The following is an 18,588-nucleotide window of genomic DNA, read 5'->3' on the forward strand; positions in this document are numbered from 1 at the left end:
GTTATTGATTTATAGAAAATGCCTATGCCATAGCGCGCTCTTAATGCATGGAGATTATGCTTTTTTTACTGTTTCGAGGTGAATAACCTCACTTGGCGCTATTCCGAATTTCTTTTTAAAGGCATGTGAAAAATGGGAAAGACTTTCGAAGCCCAAATCCAGATAGATGGCCGAAGGCTTTTGATGTTTATGTTCAATTAAAAATTTTGCAGCATCCAGCCGTTTTGAGAGCAACCATTGGCGAGGCGGAAGGCTAAAAGTTTTTTGAAAATCACGTTTAAAACCAGCCAGGCTGCGGCCTGCGAGCTGGGCAAATTTTTCTACGGGAACATTAAACTGGAAGTTATTAAGCATGAACTTTTCCAGATTTATTTTATAGGGTTCTGAATAATCAAATAAAAAACTTTGTAATATCGGCATCGCCAGAAGTAATAATTTAACGCCCTCTTTTACTTTCAAGATTCCCATTTCATCTGTCATGGAGGCTCCTGAACTTCTGGCATACGGAACGATGGAATGAAAATAGCCCTGCAAAAATTCATTGGAGGGAATCAGGAGGTTTGGCAGACCTATATATTTTCCACCAGGTTCAAGTTTTTCCTCCAATGCAATTTTGCGCATTAAATCTTCCTGTAGTGAGATCACAATCGTTTCATAGCTGCCTCCGGCGCCAGGTGTTTTGGTTAGCATACCCAATTGATTTTTACCAATCAACAGCATTTCTCCTGCACCCATCGAAATCGTTTGAGCAGAAGTTTCTAATGTAAATTGACCTGAAACCTGTAGTATCAGGGTATGATGATTCCAAAAGCAAGCTTTCTGTTTCTTTTCGGTTGAGAGGTAAGAGTAAAAGATTACACCAGGAAGGATTTCTGCCGGACTTTCCATTTATCGTTCTAAATAGGTACCACCTTTAATGGCCCCTATTGCAAAAGTAGTGTTTAATGTATTCATTTCTTCCGGGGTAAAGCTGATTTCCATTGCTTCGATATTTTCGGGCAAACGCGATCTCCTGCTCATGCTTACCAACGGCATGATTTGATCCCCCTGCTCTTTTACCCAGGCAATAGCAAGCTGTGTTGGCGTAATCCCTTTTGCAATGGCTAAATGCTTCAGCACCTCCACTTTTTCAAGATTGTGCACCAGGTTTTCATTTTGGAAACGGGAGAAATGGTTCCGGTAATCGTTATCCGGAAGTGGTGCAGTCATTTCGCCGGTGAGCAAACCCTCCGCTGTATTCGCGAAAGCTACAACAGCAATGCCTAACTCCCTGGCTGCGGGTAACAATTCATTTTCTATCTGTCGTTCAGCTAGAGAATAGCCAATTTCCAGTGCACTTATGGGGTAAACATCATTGGCTTTACGGAGTTGCGCTGCGGTAATTTCAGATACACCAATGTGTTTAACTTTGCCTTCCTTAACCAGGTCGGCTACTGTACCGATAATATCTTCCACAGGTACACTGTTATCCATCCGGCTGGGCTGATAGAGATCAATGGTTTCAATGCCAAGCCGGGTTAGGGAGTAATTAATGAAATTCTTGATTGAATTCGGCCGAAGGTCGAGCCCTAGCCATTGGCCGTTGTGAAAGATGGCCCCAAACTTCACGCTAATAAAAGCGTCATCGCGCCTTCCCCTTATTGCTTTTCTAATCAGCATTTCGTTATGTCCGGCGCCGTAAAAATCGCCGGTATTCAGGAAATTGATACCGAGATCCAAAGCTTGCTTTATCGTAGCCATACTTTCCGCTTCATCAGGTTGCGATCCTCCCCAAACAGATGACATGCGCATGCAGCCCAGCCCAAGAGCGGATACCAACGGGCCATTCTGGCCTAACTGGATTTTATTGATGTTTTTCATAATGCAAATATCCGTGATCAAACCCTCAATCAAATTGCTTGTACGGCTCAATTAATTTGCTTCTGTAGCTCATCTGTGCTTTATAGTGAATGAGAGATTTACATCACCAGTAGCTATACAATCGCGTTATTCATGATATGTGAATGCCAAATGAGTAACATCATATACCTTAAATGAGTGGCGGAGATGGACGATCAGGTGTAAATACATCAGCGTTAAGGAAGATAAGGAAAAAATTTAAGAGGCGTTCGTCTAGAAATTACCGGCGTTGGTCTAGAAGTTACGGATAATGGTATAATGGCGGGTTTTTGCCTGCAACGTTTGGTGGTCAGCTGCGTCTTAATAACAAAACAATAACAAGCACTTAAAATATTAAAGATATGAAAACCTTAACAAAAACCTTATTCGCAGCAGTATTAACAGCAGTAGTATTCACTTCATCAGCAATGGTAACTTTTGCCGCTGAGCCTGTTAAAGCAGAAACAAAAACGTCCACACTATCAACATTCAACAGGATCTGGGTAAGTGGTAATGTAAAACTTATCCTAACGCAAGGCGAAAAGCAACATGTAGAAGGGGCAGGCAACTACGATGCTGCAAAAACTTCGGTAACCACTGATGGAACAACCTTATTTGTCAATTCAATGGAAACCGGTCAGGTAACACTTAATATCACCGTAAAAGATTTAGAAAGAATTGAAGCTTACGGCCAGTCGGTTGTAATAACCAGTAATAACTTTGATGTAAAAAACCTTCAGTTGTTTTTGAGCCAAAGTGCTACTGCCAAGATTAAAACTACGGCTGGCAGTTTATACACCATCGTTAAGGAAGATGCAGTATTAAAATTAAATGGTACTGCTGATCAAAGTACCATGATTGCAAGCAATATGAAAAATGTAAAACTAGCAGACTTTGCCAGTCTTAAATCAGAATCATATGCTTCTGAGGCGATTATGAAAGCAGAGCAAAACGCGATGGTTTTAGCAAAATAAAAACATCAATCAGATAAGTAAAGCTGCCCTTTGGGGTGGCTTTTTTTGTTTTAAGCGCGATTTAAAGAATGTTATTTTAATGTGAAAACATGCTGATGAGATGTTTGACTTCTCATTTTCAAAAGATTGGTATAAGTTTCGGTAGGTGTAGGCATATTATAATTTGTATCATTGGGCGACAACTGATGGGACAAAGCTTGTTCATCAATTCAATAAAGACCAGTTAGATAGGTAGGATATTACAGAATACATCAGCAGGCAGTTTATATACTATTGTTAAGGGTGATTCGGTATTTAAATAGTACTGCTAATCAAAGTGCCCCAAGCAATTAGAATAATGTAAAATTAGCTGGCTTAAAAGTTTTAGCGGTTTCCGTTTTGCTAAGATGCAAATTCCCTTGCTTTATTCCACAATCTTTTGTCAGCCGCATTGAATCATAGTTTGGGCGTAATCGGTAATGACTTTTTTATATCGTATTTCTCCCGGTAAAAGTTATAAGCGGCCCATACCTCTGCGGCTGTATGAAACTGGCCCAGCCAACGTTTAATATAACCAATATCCCAAAAGTATATAAGTCCATTCATGATGGCTTCCACTTCAATTGGGGTAATTTTCTCTCTTCCGGCGTTGCCCAGTTCCATATTTAAATAACGAAGTGCCTGTAGTACATTCCAGGTGCTGGCCGAAACGCCTGCTTGCGTGCCTACATCATCAGGCAGATCTTTATAAAAGTCACTTTTACGGTTTATTAATTTATTTGCCTGACGCGTTTGACTAAATTGTGCTTCGAAGGCGGCCCTAGCTTCTGTTTTATCCGGAAGCAGTTTACTAAGTGCAAGCCCCATATCCAGCAAAAGGCCTGATGTATAATAGATGTCCCACGTTTTCTCATTCCAGTCTGCTAACAAATGATTTAGCTTATTTAATTTGAGCGTGAGTAAAAAAGCATAAATAATTTGATCTCTGCCCCGAATCTTAAGACTGGAAATTGCGTTGTGTTTTTCCTGATTTGTACTCAAGAGAAGATTTTTTATTTTTGACATCGCACTGTTTACGTCTTTTTTCACGTTTTCCCAATCCTGGTCAACTACGACTTGCTTAATTGGATCTTGTTTTGGCATATATCATGTATTAAGGTTGTTCGCTATCTATTTGAAACTACTGGTCTGTACCCTTGATGGTTAATACTTGCGGGCAATCAAATAAGCATTTTTTATACCTGCTTTTCACTACTGCTGATTAACGCCAGCGTATTTAAAGTGTCCTTATTGCCATTAAAAAGATCCTGGTCTACCTGGCCTGACACGCCTGTTACCGCTCCGCTTCCAGAGTATTGCCAGAATGCGTACTGCTGCCATGAAGCAAATAGTCCCGGCGGGTTAGATTGGTAAGAAGGCACCCATAAAGGGTAATCAGGGAAAGCGACTCCGCCAAAATATTCCGTCCAGAACGATTTTGCGGTATAAATGATCGGTGTACGGCCCGTTGCAGACGAAAGTTGCGTAAGGCAATCATGAATCAGCTGAGCGCAGGCAGTTTTATTATTTAGAATGTACTGGTTCATCGCCTGGGTCTGCCCGTCATTCGAGCCCACCTGCCATTCAATATCCAACACTGGTGGCAGGGTACCCGGGGCGGTGAAATCAATCCCGCACGATAAAAAGTTCTGCATTTGAACGGTGGCAGAATCCTGGAAAGTTAAAAAATGATAAGCGCCGAATATCAGCCCTTGCTGTCTGATGGTTGCCATGTTAGAAGATAATGTAGGGTCTTTAAAACCTGCCCCCTGGCTGGCTTTGCAATAAATAAACTGGATATGTGGCGATAACTGGCCCCAGTTAATGTTGCCGGTAAAATGGCTGATATCCATGCCCTGCGGCACCAGATTGTCCAGCACGGCCCAGGTGTCGGGCCCGGCAATGCCGTCGGCACTTAACTGATGTTCCTGTTGAAATTGTATTACTGCAGCCTGGGTGCCAGGACCAAAATTACCGTCAATGGCCAATGAATAATTAAGAAAAGAGAGTGCCCTTTGCAGCATAAAAACCTCGCTGCCTGCCGAGCCGATTGAAAGTGTTTGCATAAAAATAAGATTTAGATGAATGAATGTGTTAAGTTTTTAACGGGTATTATAGCAGCTATCCGTAGAATGCATTACCTCCACTGCCTGCATGAGCGGGAGGGTTTTGTACAGCCGTGGGGATATAATCAGGAACGCCGGTTTTTGGGGTGTCCTCAGCATCGTTTTCTCTTGATCGGATAGCCACAAATGTTGCACTGCTAATGCCCATTAATAACAGTAAAGTATCGCTTAACTCTGGTAAAGCACAGCCTGTTTTAACTTCTCCTATTTTATAAAGATAAATGCTTATGCCCACCAGGGTCCATACTACGTGCTGAAACCGGTGAATGCTGATGCCTAGATCGTCTGATAATATATCCGTAAAGAAGCCTCGCGAGGGTCTATTCTGATGCCTTGGCCGCTGATCTTTGATTTCGCGTTTATCTATGATTTTAGATGTGACTGCAGTACCTGAAAAAATCCCCAATAGCACCAGTGCTGTTTGGTTAACTTCAGTTTCGGCACAATCTCCTTTAAATAAGGACAAATAAATATAGGATGATGAGATCACCATTGTCCATACTCCCAGTTGTACTTTAGACAGGCTGAAAGGAGATGTCTGGTTTACCGGTTTGCCCAACTTAATTTCCTGCGCTCGCTGGTTAACGTTAAATTCCCGGTGATTACTGATTTCTTCGCGCAGCAACGAGGTCCGCGCCGCTAAACAGACAAATATGATCAAAGTAACAACTATAAAACCTCCCGAAATCAGCATCGGGTAAACCATAAGATCTAGCAGCAAACAAGTTGAATTCATCAGGATTAATTTATAAATTTAGGGAAAGGGAATAGGTTATCCGCTTAGTTCGCATCTTCATTCCGGTTAACCGTGGTTATCAAAAATGAGTTTAAGGAACCAGGATTAAAAGGATGCCAAGCCCATTCTGCTCACAATAACCTGCTTGTCCGGCATTGTCAACCGAATATTGCTTCATTTGTGCTTTTGCCGCCACACTGAAACCTATGCCCACTACATATTTGGATAATTTCACCTCGCTTCCCTGAACCGCGTAATATCCTATTTTAGTAACGTCTTTTAAGATACGGTTCAGAAAAGGCTTGGTCTTGGCAGCGCTTTCTACTTTCATTTCAATCGCATAATACTCCTGATTGTGCCCAATACCTATGTCAAGACGTGATTTTTCCCATGGTGAAGGGTAAGGTAGTTCACGGGCACCACTATATCCCTGGTTCGCATCTCTGAGCGCCAGAATCAATTCAGTCTGAAGCCAAATTTCCCAACCCGCACCTGAGCTGATCGCATTAACCGTTTGCGGTGCTTTTAATTTAAAAAAATTAAATAATTCATCTGCTGTCATAAGTTTTCATTTTATTGTTAATCATTCGGTAATTTCCATCGGATTTGACGCTGATGAACCAAGCAACGACGACCCGGATGTAAGGTCTATGGGATTTGATACAGACGAACCAGGCAAAGGCGACCCAAAAAGACCAGACGAATTAGATGACCCAGGCAAACCAAACTGTGCTACTGAAGATAAAGGTGCTATAACAGGATTTGCCAAGTCTGGCTGAACCGAAGTGTAAAAAAGCTTGGCCCAAATTTCCACCTCGCCATTTGTTGTTATGTAAATACTTTCTAAGTCAGTGTAATTTTTCAGGTAGTTTTGAGCTTCAAGCGCAAAATTTAAAGCCACAACGGTTGTTTGACAATAGCGATTCTGATCATTTATATTATCTTGATCAAGTTTTTTCTTATCTTCATTTACACCTGTGACTAAAGAATAAATTGCTGGGTAGAGTGGTTGGTTCGAGATATTTAATGGATCAACCTGTTGGGGATCTCCTATAGAATTAACAAGTGGTCCCGCGGAGAGACATTTTAACTCTACCGCAATTCGGTATCTAGGATCTGCAGTGTTACCATTAATCAACCAATCAACTGCGGGCTGTTTTGAACTTTTTTTTCCCTTCGAATTTAATCTCATTTTGAAAATTTCCGCTTCCCGCAAAATTTCCACATCTGGATAGTTTGAGTGCATATATGCTGCAAAATCAATTTGAACCCAAGCCTCCCAACTACCTCTCAGGGGCCAACACTGTTTGATGTAATTACTTCTTTCTTCACACCAGTCCTTCAAATATTTTAAAAAAGTTTGATAGTTTATTTCCATATCTTTTTGGATTAGCTTCCCGGCGTTTGCTGCGCAGGATCGTTTACCATACTCTCGGCATTTTTCACACTTTGCTGGGCGGCCAGCATGGCCGCGTCAACACTGGTGTTTACCGTATTAATTGCCTGCTGAATAGGGTTGATTACTGGTGGTGGCACTACCGGCGCAGCAGCTTGACCCTGGTTATTTACCATTTGCAAACTGCTTGCTGCCAGCGTTTGGAAGCTGCTGTCTACCTGCGCCTGCATCGCCTGTAAAGCCTGTTGCTGAATGATGGCGATCTGCGCTTTAAGGTCAGTAATTTGTTGCTGCATCACCTGTTGCGGTGATGTTGATGGTGCCGCTGCAGGCTTACTGTGGGGCGCAACCGGTGTATCAGCTGTATTAGGGGAATCACTTTGCTGTTGCATAATATTGTTCTTTTAAGTAATTGGAATGAGGGCTGCGCCAGCCATTGGCACTGCCCTCTTTAACCATTTCCATCCCTTTTTGGATCCGGTTTTTGTGCGGCTAAGAGCCAAAGATTTGTTTGGTGCCTACGGCATCAGATGCAGTATCGATTGAATACAGCATCGTAACCCCCATAGTGGTGGCTGCCTGTGCCGTAATATTACTTTGCTGCTGGCTGCTGGTGGCATTGTGTGCTGCATTGGCCAATGCTTGTGCGGTGGCCTGATACAGGTTGCCCATTGCAATTGCAGGCGCGTCGCCCAGTACTTTGGTGTTTGCCTGGGTTACAGAGTCGGTGATCTGATCGTTTACTGATGTTGGAAAAGCCATAATAAAGTTGGTTTAAGTGAATAATTGGTTCGGTTTTATTGCCCTAGTACTTTACCCGGAGCATAGATTTGTTTGGTACCCACAACACTGGAGGCCGTGTCAATAGAATACAGGGTGGTAACGCCCATTGTAGTTGCCGCCTGCGCCGTGATATTACTTTGCTGCTGGCTGGTAGAAGCATTATGTGCCGCATTGGCCATTGCCTGTGATGTAGCCTGGAAAAAATTGCCCATCGCGATAGCGGCCGCGTCGCCCAATACTTTGGTGTTGGCCTGGGTCACCGAATCGGTGATCTGACTGTTTACTGCTGTTGGAAAAGCCATTGTTTATTTTTTTAATGTGAATGTTAAGTTTATTGATAAATCATATTTGTGCCTACCGCGTCTGATGAAGTATCGATGGAATACAGGGTAGTTACCGCAGAGGTTGTTGATGCCTGTGAAGTAACGTTGGTTTGCTGCTGCGTATGGGTTGCATTATGAGCCGCGTTGGATAAAGCCTGAGAGGTAGCCATAAAAAGGTTGCCCATTGCCATTGCCGGCGCATCGCCCAGTACCTTAGTATTTACTTCAGATACTGAATCGGTAATTTGACTGTTTACTGCTGTTGGAAAAGCCATAACGGTTTAGATTTAGGGTTAAAGATTTAATTATTGATAAATTTTACGTGTACCTACTGCATCGGATGAGGTATCTATCGAATACAGGGTGGTAATGCCTGATGTGGTGGCAGCCTGGGCCGTAATGTTGGTTTGCTGTTGTGAGTTGGTTGCATTGTGGGCTGCATTTGCCAGCGCTTGTGAGGTAGCCATAAAAAGGTTGCCCATTGCCATTGCCGGCGAATCACCTAAAACCTTGGTGTTAACCTGTGATACTGAATCGGTGATTTGGTCGTTTACTGATGTTGGAAAAGCCATAATTGTTTTTATTTAATTTATTGATTAATTGTTAATTACTTTTTAAGCGAATATTTTAGTTGTTCCCACCGCATCAGATGCAGTATCTATCGAATAGAGGGTTGTTACGCCCATGGTGGTTGCCGCCTGCGCGGTAATATTACTTTGTTGCTGACTGGTCGTTGCATTATGCGCTGCATTAGCCAGTGCCTGCGCGGTGGCCTGCATAAGGTTAGCCATAGCACTTGCCGGGGCAAGGCCTAATACCTGGGTGTTTGCCTGGGTCACCGAATCGGTGATCTGGCTGTTTACTGCTGTTGGAAAAGCCATAGTTTTTGTTTTTTATTGTTTATAATGATTAAATTTTAATAGCATATATAAGTGCCACGCCCTGAGCGGTTACTGCTTGTCCCAAAATATTGGCCTGTTGCTGCGCTACCGTTGCATTATGGGCCGCATTGGCCAAAGCCTGGGCCGTGGCCTGATAAAGGTTGCCAATCGCAATAGCAGGTGCATTTCCGATAACCTCCAGGCTTGATTCGGTAATCGAATCAGTAACCTGACTATTTACTGTTTCTGCCATTTTAGGTTAAGCTTCTTTTTAAATATTAATTGCTGGTGTTATTACTGGCAACTGGGGTACCACTTTCGGCTGCAGTTGCTGTTCCGGTAGCTGGTGTTTCCGGTGCCGCATTTGGCGTTGGTGGGGGAGTTGGCGCGGGCGGCGGTGCAGGCGCAGGCGGGGTGGCCCCCATTACTGAAAGGATACGTGCACAGGTAGATGTGGTCGTGGCCGAATTCAGCATTTGTGCATTATGTTGAGCGGTAACGGCGTTGTGCATAGCCATGCCTATGGTTTCGGCCATTACATTGTTCAGCATTGCTACAGATTGCGAATCAGCATTACCTTTTAGCAGTTGCTGCACATCGGTTACGGAAGAAAGGATATAATCGTTAGCCATAATTTCCTATTTAATTTAAGTTAATAATCTTGGTATCTGGGAACAGGTATACGGTACCATTTCGGTCTACGCCGACATTTGCAATGCCCTGGCCGGATTGGAATTTAAGCGAAGCTGTGGCGCCGTCCTGCGACAGTGTGTTGGTGGCTAAAGGTGTAAAACTGATGAGGTTTTTTACTGCAGCCAGGTAATTGTTTATAGCTGTCGTCAGGCCGCCCCCGGTCTGGTAGTTAAGAGAAATATTTTGTATAAGGTTGAACATCGCAGAACTGGCTGTGATATAGCCAATAAAATTGCTTCCCCTCGCCAGGTCCGGAACGGATTGCACCATGTTCCCGCCGGCAGTCGTCATATCGATTGAAGGGGTAAATAAATAAGGCTCTACCACTGCCGCAAGCTGCGCATACATGGCCTGTATTTCGCTATTTTGGGTTTGAGGGATAAGGTTTTCGCCCAGCAGATGTTGCTGCGCATATTGGAAGAAAAGCGACAGGTTGACAAAATCGGATACTGTAGCCGCGGTTGCACTCGCGAATTCAGCCGATTGTGTCTGCAATTCGGGGTTAACTTCGCTTTGTTGTATCGTAAAATCAGCTAACGTGAGCATGTCACTAAATGAGATGGCCTGAAAAAGATCCGGCCGCTTTTGAACAAGCTGGGAGATCAAATCGTAACTTTTTGCAAGATCTCCATAGCTTAGCATATCGTTTTGATGAAGCAATACCGCCAGGTTAGCTTCATTATCATTTGCCGAGAGCCGGATCGCTGCCAATTGCGCGGCATCTGAGTCGGATAAAGAAAGTATTTTGTCGATATCCGCCCTGAAAGTATTGAAACGAATATAGTTATCGCCTGTTAACCCGCTTTGTATCAGCTTAAGCAGTTGGTTTTCGCTTTCGACATTGATGCTGGTGATCGAGGTATCAGCAATACACATACTTAACCATTTCTGTCCTCCACTGATCATAGCAAGTACCGCCTGCGACTTTGTGCTTAACCCGCCGATAGCATTCAGTTGTTGTCCGTTGAGATAAATCATCTGATCTTATTCTTTTAAACAATTATTTCGATGGAAAGCCGCTGAGCACCGTTGCGGCATTTTGCCCAACCACCAGAAAGTTGGCCGCTGCGGTAGTCGCTAAGGCTTGGGCAGCAGTTACAATAGTTGTATATTGACCTGCCTCAGCCGGCACCGCAAGCATTTGCGCCATCGCAACACCAATGGCAGTAGAGCTGATGGTGTTTACATTTCTGAGATTATCAACAGCATCCTGTACGGCTAGCGCTGTTGATTGAGCGACAGATTGAAAGGCCTTAATCGTACCCTCGTCTTGCATAATTTGTGGAGTAATGCTACTGTCTGATGTTGTTAAACTTGTATAAGGCATAATATTTATTTTAATTGTGATACCATCCGTTTACCAGGTTAATATAAAGCCGGATAAGGCTTAAGAAAATGATTAGGTATTGCTTTGACTTTCCAATATTTTTTTACAGCAGACAGACAGGCAGGCATTGGCTATAAGTTGCCCGCTGCGCTGATTTGTGCTGGCATTGTGCATGGCTATTCCCATAGATACTGCCATGCTTTGAAATATGATTTGTAAAGAATCCATATAAGCTGTTTTATTTTCCAATTTATGATCACCAGGTACTCCTGCACTTCCTCTTTACTATAGCTTAAGCGCTATGGGAATAAGGGGTTTCAAGAATTTTTACCCGGTTTAAATCCTGCTAATTATTTAATATTCTATACCTCAAAGAAAGGTTATAATTAAAGCCGTTTAAAGAGCGTAAACACTCGTTTTTATAAATGAGGGTAAACCATGCAAAACCCAGGGTAAACCCTTGTTAAAATGCTAAAAGTTGTATACTTAATATTAGGGGGATAAGAAGTCTATTTGTTGCTGAAAAATATATTTATATATACATAAACACTGTTTTGCAACTACAATTTTGTATTTTAGATCATTATTCAAGGGATGTGATTTGATTGAATAAATGCTGCAGCCTGACTTACAAACTATTGATCAAAACAAAAAATAAATTTTTTCATTAACCGGTTTTATTACATAACATGATGAACAATCACGATTACTCATCTAATCCTGCCAGCTTAGAAAACTTTTACATCATCTCGGAATTACAATTTCTGGAGTATACATTTGAATGGACCAAACAAGTTTCCAGCACTAAAATGCCCTGCAAAATTTTTGCAGATAAGGACAGCAGCACGGAAAAAATGTTGGTACAGGTTCACTTTAACGATGCAACTATACAGAGTTTGTTGTCGTGTATTGGCGTCAAGCACATCCATGCAAGATTTGCGATAGCTAATAAATATCAACCCTATAAGATAAAGTCACCAACATTTACCATTGTTATATACGCAACTGATCAGCTGGGGCAGAGATGTTCGGCTTACCATTTAGGTAGGCCACAGTATGATGATACCATTGTTGTATCGGGAGACAAGCCTTTTCAGGGGGTTGGCAACTTTATTTCAAGCCGCCTCGCACAAGAATGGATAGACGGGTGGAAAATGGTGTGTGATGGCAATCCAAAGGCACCAGGATGCTTAAGTGAGCTGTTTTTAACAAATTACGGATACCTTACCGGCTATAACTACCTCATGTCAGACTTTATGTATTCGTTGTTTCCTCCGGGAACGCAGAAAGAGTGTTATGATCTGGTCATCCTGCCGGTTATACACAAACATGTTTCCAATAACCTGATTGGCCAGCCTACCTTGAGCCGTACATTCGGACTGGTTCTGGCGGGTGTACAACTCCTTACTGATGACAGCGCTGTCGATAATGCTGAAGAGGTGAAAACCTTTTATGATCTTTCTCTTCCCACACCACCCAATCACATAAGCCTGTAAGCAAACTGCAATAATAAAATTTTGAATAAAGATCCAATGTTGAATATTTATGGATGGTGCTTCGCAAACCTTTTTAATTTATTCGTCTCTTATGGTCATCGTACCATTTTTAATCGCTCTTATACGATTTAAAAAAATGGAGCAAATATGGAGGTCTCTGGCTTTATTGATTTTTTTTGATTTTTCAGTAGAAGCAATCGGGCATGTTTTGTACTTTCTGAAAATCAGCAACCATTTTTTATGGCCAGTTTTTATACCGGTAGAATTTGCATTGCTTGCCCGGATATATCAATCTGAGTTCAAAAAAATGGCAATTGGCCGTTTCATACCAATAGTAACCATATTGTTTACCACTTATGTCATTGCTGACAGTTTGATGGCACCTGCCGACGACCTGAGCGCTATTCCTCATTTCACTGAAGGCGTATTAATATTGCTATTGGTGATGTGTTATTACTATAAAAACCTGAGCTCACTCATAGAGACACGCCTTGAATATCAACCTATGTTTTGGTTATCCACAGGCCTGTTTATTTATTTTTCAGCAAATTCTGTGATCTTCATTTTCAGTAATTATATTCAAATGTTATCGCTGCGATTCTTCAATCTCATTTGGTTTACCCATGCCATATTTAACATGCTTTTATACATTTTTTATACTTTAACCGTGTGTCTGATCCCAAAGAAACTGAATTACAACATCTGATATTCGGCAGTATCCTCGTCATGCTATTGCTAGCTATTGCGATCATTGCATTTTTTGTTTTATATCAAAAACGGTTGCTCAAAGAGCAACGCCGTTTACAAAAAGTTAAGGATGACTACCAAATACAATTACTTGGTTTTAGCATTAGCATTCAGGAAAAAGAAAGGGTACGTATCGGGCAGGATATGCATGACGAAATAGGTTCATCCCTTTCAGCTATAAAAATGCTTGTTAATCAGCTTCCGGAAAATGATATGGAAAGCCGCCGGCTCATTGCGGGCATTAAAGATGGATTGAGCAATACCATTAATGACGTGAGAAAGATTGCAAATAATCTTTTCCCATCTGTACTGGCAAAATTTGGATTGGCTGATGCACTACGTTACCATGTAAATGTATTATCTGCCAGCAATACCCTAAAGATTGATATGGCAATTGACACAAAATTCGACCTGAGTTTTGAATACGAACTGTCTATATATCGAATTATCCAGGAACTGATCAACAACGTCATCAATCATGCAAATGCAAAAAGCCTGTTCATTACGCTCAATCAAACCGCTGAGGGTATATTGGCTATAGTTAAGGATGACGGCTGTGGCTTTGATGCTACCATCACTAACGATTTAATCCGTACGGGGATAGGTATTAAGAGTATAAAAACCCGGGTAGCAGCTATGCAAGCTGCTTTAAAGATAACATCCAAAGAAAATTCAGGTACATTAATCGAAATCACTATTCCTTTAAATGATGGAAAAGATCAAAAATGATTTAACTAACCAACCTGCTAACCGAATTAAAATAGGCATAGTAGATGATCATAAACTATTTAGGCTGGGGTTAATGGAAATTTTAGGACGGGTTAAACACTTCGATCCTATTTTTGACGTTGAGGGTTATTCGCAATTATTAAAGGAACTGGAACTGCAGGTACCTGATATCATTTTGATGGATATTGAACTACCCGGAAAAGACGGAATGGATTTGTGCAAACTAGTTGCAGAAAAATTTCCGGAAGTAAGGATCATTGCCTTATCCATGCATACAGCCGATAATTTTATTTTCTATATGATGAAAGCCGGTGCGCGGAGTTATTTACCAAAAGATATTGATAAAGAAATTTTATATAAAGCCATTGAAAAGGTATATGTAAATGGTTTTTACTTTACCGATGCTGTTGCCGCGGCCATGGTAAACGGTGTTAAAAGTAATTATAGCAGGCGATCAACTTTAAAGTATGGCGAAAGCCCGCTGACTAAAAGGGAACTTGAAGTACTTACACTCATTTGTAATGGCTTAACCACCACAGAAATTGCACAGAAATTATTCATCAGTGTTAAAACGGTAGAGGGCCACCGTAAAAATTTATTAGAAAAATCAGGTACGTCCAATTCGGTGAGCCTTGCGGTATATGCAATAAAAAGCGGCATTATCGATGAAATTCAGTAATAAAACGAATCATTTAAACCTGCTTTGCTAAATTGTAATGCCTACTTATCGTCCATTTAATTTCCGGGTGCTGACTGTCAGTAAAAATCAGCGGATGTAAATAGTTATTGAAGGATATCTCAGAATAATGTTCATAAGCCTGGCGCATCTACTGGCAGATACTCACGATCCAATACCTGCTAACCTAAATTAGGAGGTAATCTTGCTTTGGCTGATGCTATGCATGGTTTAACCTTTCTGGTCGCTCTGCCTTTAATTTTTAATATCCTGCATATAGATTTAATTAAGAAATGATTGCGCTATCAATAGGTTAACCCATGGAGTTGCAGCACTGATTTTTTTATAATTCAGGTAATTACTTTTCTCTGATACCAAGGGAGGCCGATAGCTTTCAAGATCCTTAAAACTAATTTTCTTATTTCTCCCATTCTGTAAAACGGCAGTATCTTCCTGATCCTTTAACTTGATTTATGCAAGTCAGGATATAAAGTTGAAAAGCGTTTGTCTAGAAATTACCGGCGTTGGTCTAGAAGTTACGGACAATGGTATAATGTCGGGTTTTTGCCTGCAACGTTTGGCGTTAAGCTGCGTCTTAATAACAAAACAATAACAAGCACTTAAAATATTAAAGATATGAAAACCTTAACAAAAACCTTATTCGCAGTAGTATTAACAGCAGTAGTATTCACTTCATCAGCAATGGTAACTTTTGCCGCTGAGCCTGTTAAAGCAGAAACAAAAACGCCCACACTATCAACATTCAACAGGATCTGGGTAAGTGGAAATGTAAAACTTATCTTAACGCAAGGTGAAAAGCAACATGTAGAAGGGGCAAGCAACTACGATGCTGCAAAAACTTCGGTAACCACTGATGGAACAACCTTATTTGTCAATTCAATGGAAACCGGTCAGGTAACGCTTAATATCACCGTAAAAGATTTAGAAAGAATTGAAGCTTACGGCCAATCGGTTGTAATAACCAGTAATAACTTTGATGTAAAAAACCTTCAGTTGTTTTTGAGCCAAAGTGCTACTGCCAAGATTAAAACTACCGCTGGTAGTTTATACACCATCGTTAAGGAAGATGCAGTATTAAAATTAAATGGTACTGCTGATCAAAGTACCATGATTGCAAGCAATATGAAAAATGTAAAACTAGCAGACTTTGCCAGTCTTAAATCAGAATCATATGCTTCTGAGGCGATTATGAAAGCAGAGCAAAACGCGATGGTTTTAGCAAAATAAAAACATCAATCAGATAAGTAAAGCTGCCCTTTGGGGTGGCTTTTTTTGTTTTAGTGATTAAATTCCAGGAATATTTACGTATTATGCATAACCATACTAGTTGTATAGCTTATCAATAGACATCATGGTAGTTATACCGGCCGCTGAAGCTTGGTTTTAAACCGGTAATGATTATTTTTAACCTGCACACCGATATGGCAAAAACGGCTGCCGCCCCGAAACAGCCATGGTCAGCCGGTGGAATACCTAACCTTGCGCCAGCGGGAAGAAGTGGCCCGGATAAAACTGTTGCCATTTGGCGTATTGTTATGGGGCAGCAGAAGTAGGAATTAACCAATCAGAAAACCAGGGTTAAGTTTATCAATTAAAAACCAATAATCCTGAGCAGTTCAGTGTTACACAAAGATAATATAAATGAAAAATACCGTAAGAACCCATTTGGGTAGACTTAAGGCGGCTAATCAGAAAGCCTATACAGGTACTGCCTGCCTGGTTTTGTTTTTTTTGGTTTTCAGTTTTAACACTACTCTTGCGCAATCCACAGTCGAAGACCGGATCAGACAGGTTGAAAACGGGCTTACCGAAAACATCCAGACCGGCGATTCTGCTGCTGCGAATTTGCTCGATCGGATGAAACATTTTAAGGTGCAGGGGCTCAGCATCGTGGTGATTAAGGATTATAAGGTCGATTTTGCCAGGGGTTATGGCTTTGCCGATCCAGAAAAGAGAATTCCGGTAACCGATAAAACACTTTTTCAGGCGGCATCTATCAGTAAATCGCTCAACGGCCTGGCCATCTTAAAGCTGTTTAAAGACCGTAAGCTGGATTTATATGCAGATATCAATAATTACCTCAAAAGCTGGAAATTCCCTTACGATTCCGTTTCCAAGGGAAAGAAAATCAATATGGCAAATCTACTCAGCCATACCGCCGGGTTAAATGTGCATGGCTTTGCGGGCTATGATTCGGGTAATCGGCTACCTTCAGTCATTCAGATTTTAAATGGCGAGTTTCCTGCCAATTCAGATGCGGTGAAGTCACTTTTCCCTCCCGGCAGCCGTCAGGAATATTCCGGTGGGGGCACAACGATCTCTCAACTGGTACTCACCGATATTACCGGAGAAAAGTATGAAAACTATTTAAGGGAGCAGGTATTGAAACCGCTGGGCATGCTTAGCAGACTTTTGTACAACCACCAATGGGCATCAGGCCGCAATTATTATCCTCAGGATTCGACGGAGATGGGAAAGATGTGAAGGGCAAATATCATATTTATCCCGAGCAGGCTGCTGCGGGTTTATGGACAAATCCCAGGGATCTGGCTAAATATATCATCGAAACCCAGCTTGCTTACCAGGGTAAATCGGCAAAGGTTCTTGATGAGGAGAGAACAAAGTTACGCCTAAGTCCTTACATGAATAAAAATGGCGCTGCCTTAGGTGTTTTTGTGGAGGATTACGATGGAGTTAAGTACTTTGGCCATGGTGCGGGGAATGCAGGATTTACCGGCGGATACTATGGAAGCTTTGAGGGTGGGAATGGTCTGATAGTGATGGTCAATTCAGATAACGGAGAAATTGTTCAGGAGCTGATCAACAGCATTTCCAAGGTGTATGGTTTTAAAGGCTTAAACAAAACCAAAAAGGTAACCCTCGCTGCGGTTCCTGATCAGGATCTGGATCTTTATCTGGGCAATTACCAGCTTACCCCCAAACTGGTATTAACTGTAAGCCGCGAGGGTAAAAAGGTTTTCGTACAGGCAACCGGGCAGCCCAGGATAGAGGCTTTCGCAGAAAGCAATAACAAGTTCTTTTTTAAAACGATTCAAGCCAGTATGGAGTTTGTAAAAGATCAGAATGGGTTAATAACAGAGCTGATTTTTATACAAGGCAGTACTATACATGCGAAAAGATTGTAAACTCCTTGCCTAAATTATCCGTGTAAGGAATTTTTATTGGCTATTTTTTGTTAAGCGGTAAGTCGTTTAATCCCCAGGGTTTTAATCATTAATAAACCTCTACCATTAAGTTTATGGGGTGCATCATACCCCGTGCCAGTATACGTTTTGAACAAATTAAGCAAGTTATATAGAGCAGAGTTAACTTGAAGTGAATGGTTTCAATGAGGAAAAACGTGCTGGGTTTCTAAAACTAAATCAAAATTTTATCACAACCTTTAAACTCAATTGATGAGCAATCTGCGCACATGCTGGCAGACAGCTGGCGCCGGGCACCACCCTATTGCCGGCATAAAAAGACCTCCGGCATTACCTTTTGTTTACCTAAAGGGTAACGCCGGGGTAAACAAAAGGTAAAGAATAGGTAACGAAAGGGTAAACATGGGGTTAACCTGTCTCGAACAACAGGTAAAGAACAGGTAAAGAATGGGTAACCAAATGCATTTTATCCGGCCACTTAAATAAGCCAACCGGTTTTTCAGGTAAAAGCGGTCTCCCCGGCAGGTTTAAGGGTTTTAAAATGTCGTCTTTTACCTTACGTTTGTAGGTGTTTTCGCTTATGTTAAGGTAACCTGTAGTCTGCTGGCGGGTGAGCTATC

The 18,588-nt window shown here is 41.6% G+C and carries 27 protein-coding genes; 9 read left to right on the forward strand and 18 right to left on the reverse strand.

Annotation, left to right across the window (positions count from 1 at the left end):
* Positions 1 to 54: 54 nt before the first annotated feature.
* Together DV942_RS13675 and DV942_RS13680 are read right to left on the reverse strand one after the other, a co-directional pair.
* Complete coding sequence (locus tag DV942_RS13675; RefSeq protein WP_145858309.1) at positions 55 to 888, reverse strand: helix-turn-helix domain-containing protein; 834 nt, start codon at positions 886 to 888, stop codon at positions 55 to 57.
* Positions 889 to 1,860, reverse strand: coding sequence for an aldo/keto reductase (locus DV942_RS13680; RefSeq protein ID WP_145858312.1), 972 nt, complete (start codon positions 1,858 to 1,860; stop codon positions 889 to 891). It abuts the gene before it with no gap.
* 380 nt (positions 1,861 to 2,240) lie between these two features.
* Between DV942_RS13680 and DV942_RS13685 the strand changes: the two genes are divergently transcribed.
* Entirely contained in the window at positions 2,241 to 2,852 is a 612-nt protein-coding gene (locus DV942_RS13685; protein WP_145858315.1) for a GIN domain-containing protein, read from the forward strand.
* Between the two features lie 435 nt (positions 2,853 to 3,287).
* On the opposite strand, the gene DV942_RS13690 is transcribed toward DV942_RS13685, so the two are convergent.
* The 16 genes from DV942_RS13690 to DV942_RS13765 form a co-directional block, all read right to left on the reverse strand.
* The gene (locus tag DV942_RS13690) at positions 3,288 to 3,974 is read right to left on the reverse strand and encodes a hypothetical protein (RefSeq protein WP_145858318.1); all 687 of its coding nucleotides are present in this window, start codon (positions 3,972 to 3,974) and stop codon (positions 3,288 to 3,290) included.
* Between the two features lie 92 nt (positions 3,975 to 4,066).
* Complete coding sequence (locus tag DV942_RS13695) at positions 4,067 to 4,936, reverse strand: GH25 family lysozyme (RefSeq protein ID WP_145858321.1); 870 nt, start codon at positions 4,934 to 4,936, stop codon at positions 4,067 to 4,069.
* Positions 4,937 to 4,991: 55 nt separating this feature from the next.
* On the reverse strand, positions 4,992 to 5,732 hold the full coding sequence (locus DV942_RS13700; protein ID WP_145858323.1) for a hypothetical protein: 741 nt from the start codon (positions 5,730 to 5,732) through the stop codon (positions 4,992 to 4,994).
* Positions 5,733 to 5,823: 91 nt separating this feature from the next.
* Positions 5,824 to 6,294, reverse strand: a complete 471-nt coding sequence (locus DV942_RS13705) for a hypothetical protein (RefSeq protein ID WP_145858325.1) — start codon at positions 6,292 to 6,294, stop codon at positions 5,824 to 5,826.
* Between the two features lie 21 nt (positions 6,295 to 6,315).
* The gene (locus DV942_RS13710) at positions 6,316 to 7,110 is read right to left on the reverse strand and encodes a hypothetical protein (protein ID WP_145858329.1); all 795 of its coding nucleotides are present in this window, start codon (positions 7,108 to 7,110) and stop codon (positions 6,316 to 6,318) included.
* Positions 7,111 to 7,121: 11 nt separating this feature from the next.
* Positions 7,122 to 7,520, reverse strand: a complete 399-nt coding sequence (locus tag DV942_RS13715; RefSeq protein ID WP_145858331.1) for a hypothetical protein — start codon at positions 7,518 to 7,520, stop codon at positions 7,122 to 7,124.
* A 100-nt stretch (positions 7,521 to 7,620) separates the two neighbouring features.
* Positions 7,621 to 7,890: a RebB family R body protein gene (locus DV942_RS13720; RefSeq protein ID WP_029287502.1), complete on the reverse strand. Its 270-nt coding sequence runs from the start codon at positions 7,888 to 7,890 to the stop codon at positions 7,621 to 7,623.
* Between the two features lie 35 nt (positions 7,891 to 7,925).
* Positions 7,926 to 8,213 carry a RebB family R body protein gene (locus tag DV942_RS13725; protein ID WP_145858334.1) on the reverse strand — a complete coding sequence of 96 codons (288 nt, stop codon included), beginning with the start codon at positions 8,211 to 8,213 and terminating at the stop codon, positions 7,926 to 7,928.
* Positions 8,214 to 8,242: 29 nt separating this feature from the next.
* A complete protein-coding gene (locus DV942_RS13730; RefSeq protein ID WP_121284323.1) occupies positions 8,243 to 8,509 on the reverse strand; it encodes a RebB family R body protein in 267 nt (88 codons plus the stop codon).
* Between the two features lie 30 nt (positions 8,510 to 8,539).
* Positions 8,540 to 8,806 (reverse strand): RebB family R body protein, encoded by a 267-nt coding sequence (locus DV942_RS13735; RefSeq protein ID WP_145858337.1) that lies wholly within the window; start codon positions 8,804 to 8,806, stop codon positions 8,540 to 8,542.
* A gap of 42 nt (positions 8,807 to 8,848) precedes the next feature.
* Entirely contained in the window at positions 8,849 to 9,115 is a 267-nt protein-coding gene (locus tag DV942_RS13740) for a RebB family R body protein (RefSeq protein WP_145858341.1), read from the reverse strand.
* 28 nt (positions 9,116 to 9,143) lie between these two features.
* Positions 9,144 to 9,368, reverse strand: a complete 225-nt coding sequence (locus DV942_RS13745; RefSeq protein WP_145858343.1) for a RebB family R body protein — start codon at positions 9,366 to 9,368, stop codon at positions 9,144 to 9,146.
* A 25-nt stretch (positions 9,369 to 9,393) separates the two neighbouring features.
* Entirely contained in the window at positions 9,394 to 9,747 is a 354-nt protein-coding gene (locus DV942_RS13750) for a RebB family R body protein (RefSeq protein WP_145858346.1), read from the reverse strand.
* Between the two features lie 10 nt (positions 9,748 to 9,757).
* Entirely contained in the window at positions 9,758 to 10,786 is a 1,029-nt protein-coding gene (locus DV942_RS13755) for a hypothetical protein (RefSeq protein WP_145858349.1), read from the reverse strand.
* A 22-nt stretch (positions 10,787 to 10,808) separates the two neighbouring features.
* A complete protein-coding gene (locus tag DV942_RS13760; protein ID WP_145858352.1) occupies positions 10,809 to 11,135 on the reverse strand; it encodes a hypothetical protein in 327 nt (108 codons plus the stop codon).
* 72 nt (positions 11,136 to 11,207) lie between these two features.
* A complete protein-coding gene (locus DV942_RS13765) occupies positions 11,208 to 11,384 on the reverse strand; it encodes a RebB family R body protein (RefSeq protein WP_450091356.1) in 177 nt (58 codons plus the stop codon).
* A 440-nt stretch (positions 11,385 to 11,824) separates the two neighbouring features.
* Between DV942_RS13765 and DV942_RS13770 the strand changes: the two genes are divergently transcribed.
* The 8 genes from DV942_RS13770 to DV942_RS24015 all read left to right on the forward strand — a co-directional run bounded on the left by DV942_RS13770 (position 11,825) and on the right by DV942_RS24015 (position 17,950).
* A complete protein-coding gene (locus tag DV942_RS13770) occupies positions 11,825 to 12,631 on the forward strand; it encodes a hypothetical protein (protein ID WP_145858354.1) in 807 nt (268 codons plus the stop codon).
* Between the two features lie 136 nt (positions 12,632 to 12,767).
* The gene (locus tag DV942_RS13775) at positions 12,768 to 13,337 is read left to right on the forward strand and encodes a hypothetical protein (protein WP_145858356.1); all 570 of its coding nucleotides are present in this window, start codon (positions 12,768 to 12,770) and stop codon (positions 13,335 to 13,337) included.
* Positions 13,301 to 14,107 carry a sensor histidine kinase gene (locus DV942_RS13780; protein ID WP_145858357.1) on the forward strand — a complete coding sequence of 269 codons (807 nt, stop codon included), beginning with the start codon at positions 13,301 to 13,303 and terminating at the stop codon, positions 14,105 to 14,107. The genes DV942_RS13775 and DV942_RS13780 overlap by 37 nt, the downstream gene beginning before the upstream one ends.
* Positions 14,088 to 14,786, forward strand: a complete 699-nt coding sequence (locus tag DV942_RS13785) for a response regulator (RefSeq protein ID WP_186462309.1) — start codon at positions 14,088 to 14,090, stop codon at positions 14,784 to 14,786. The genes DV942_RS13780 and DV942_RS13785 overlap by 20 nt, the downstream gene beginning before the upstream one ends.
* A 633-nt stretch (positions 14,787 to 15,419) precedes the next feature.
* The gene (locus tag DV942_RS13790; RefSeq protein WP_145858363.1) at positions 15,420 to 16,031 is read left to right on the forward strand and encodes a GIN domain-containing protein; all 612 of its coding nucleotides are present in this window, start codon (positions 15,420 to 15,422) and stop codon (positions 16,029 to 16,031) included.
* Positions 16,032 to 16,198: 167 nt separating this feature from the next.
* Positions 16,199 to 16,357, forward strand: coding sequence for a hypothetical protein (locus DV942_RS23500; protein WP_186462310.1), 159 nt, complete (start codon positions 16,199 to 16,201; stop codon positions 16,355 to 16,357).
* 88 nt (positions 16,358 to 16,445) lie between these two features.
* Entirely contained in the window at positions 16,446 to 17,288 is an 843-nt protein-coding gene (locus DV942_RS23835) for a serine hydrolase domain-containing protein (RefSeq protein ID WP_280525527.1), read from the forward strand.
* A complete protein-coding gene (locus DV942_RS24015) occupies positions 17,285 to 17,950 on the forward strand; it encodes a DUF3471 domain-containing protein (protein WP_280525528.1) in 666 nt (221 codons plus the stop codon). The genes DV942_RS23835 and DV942_RS24015 overlap by 4 nt, the downstream gene beginning before the upstream one ends.
* Positions 17,951 to 18,588 lie beyond the last annotated feature (638 nt).

It is taken from the genome of Pedobacter suwonensis, from assembly GCF_007833675.1.
GTDB lineage: Bacteria > Bacteroidota > Bacteroidia > Sphingobacteriales > Sphingobacteriaceae > Pedobacter > Pedobacter suwonensis.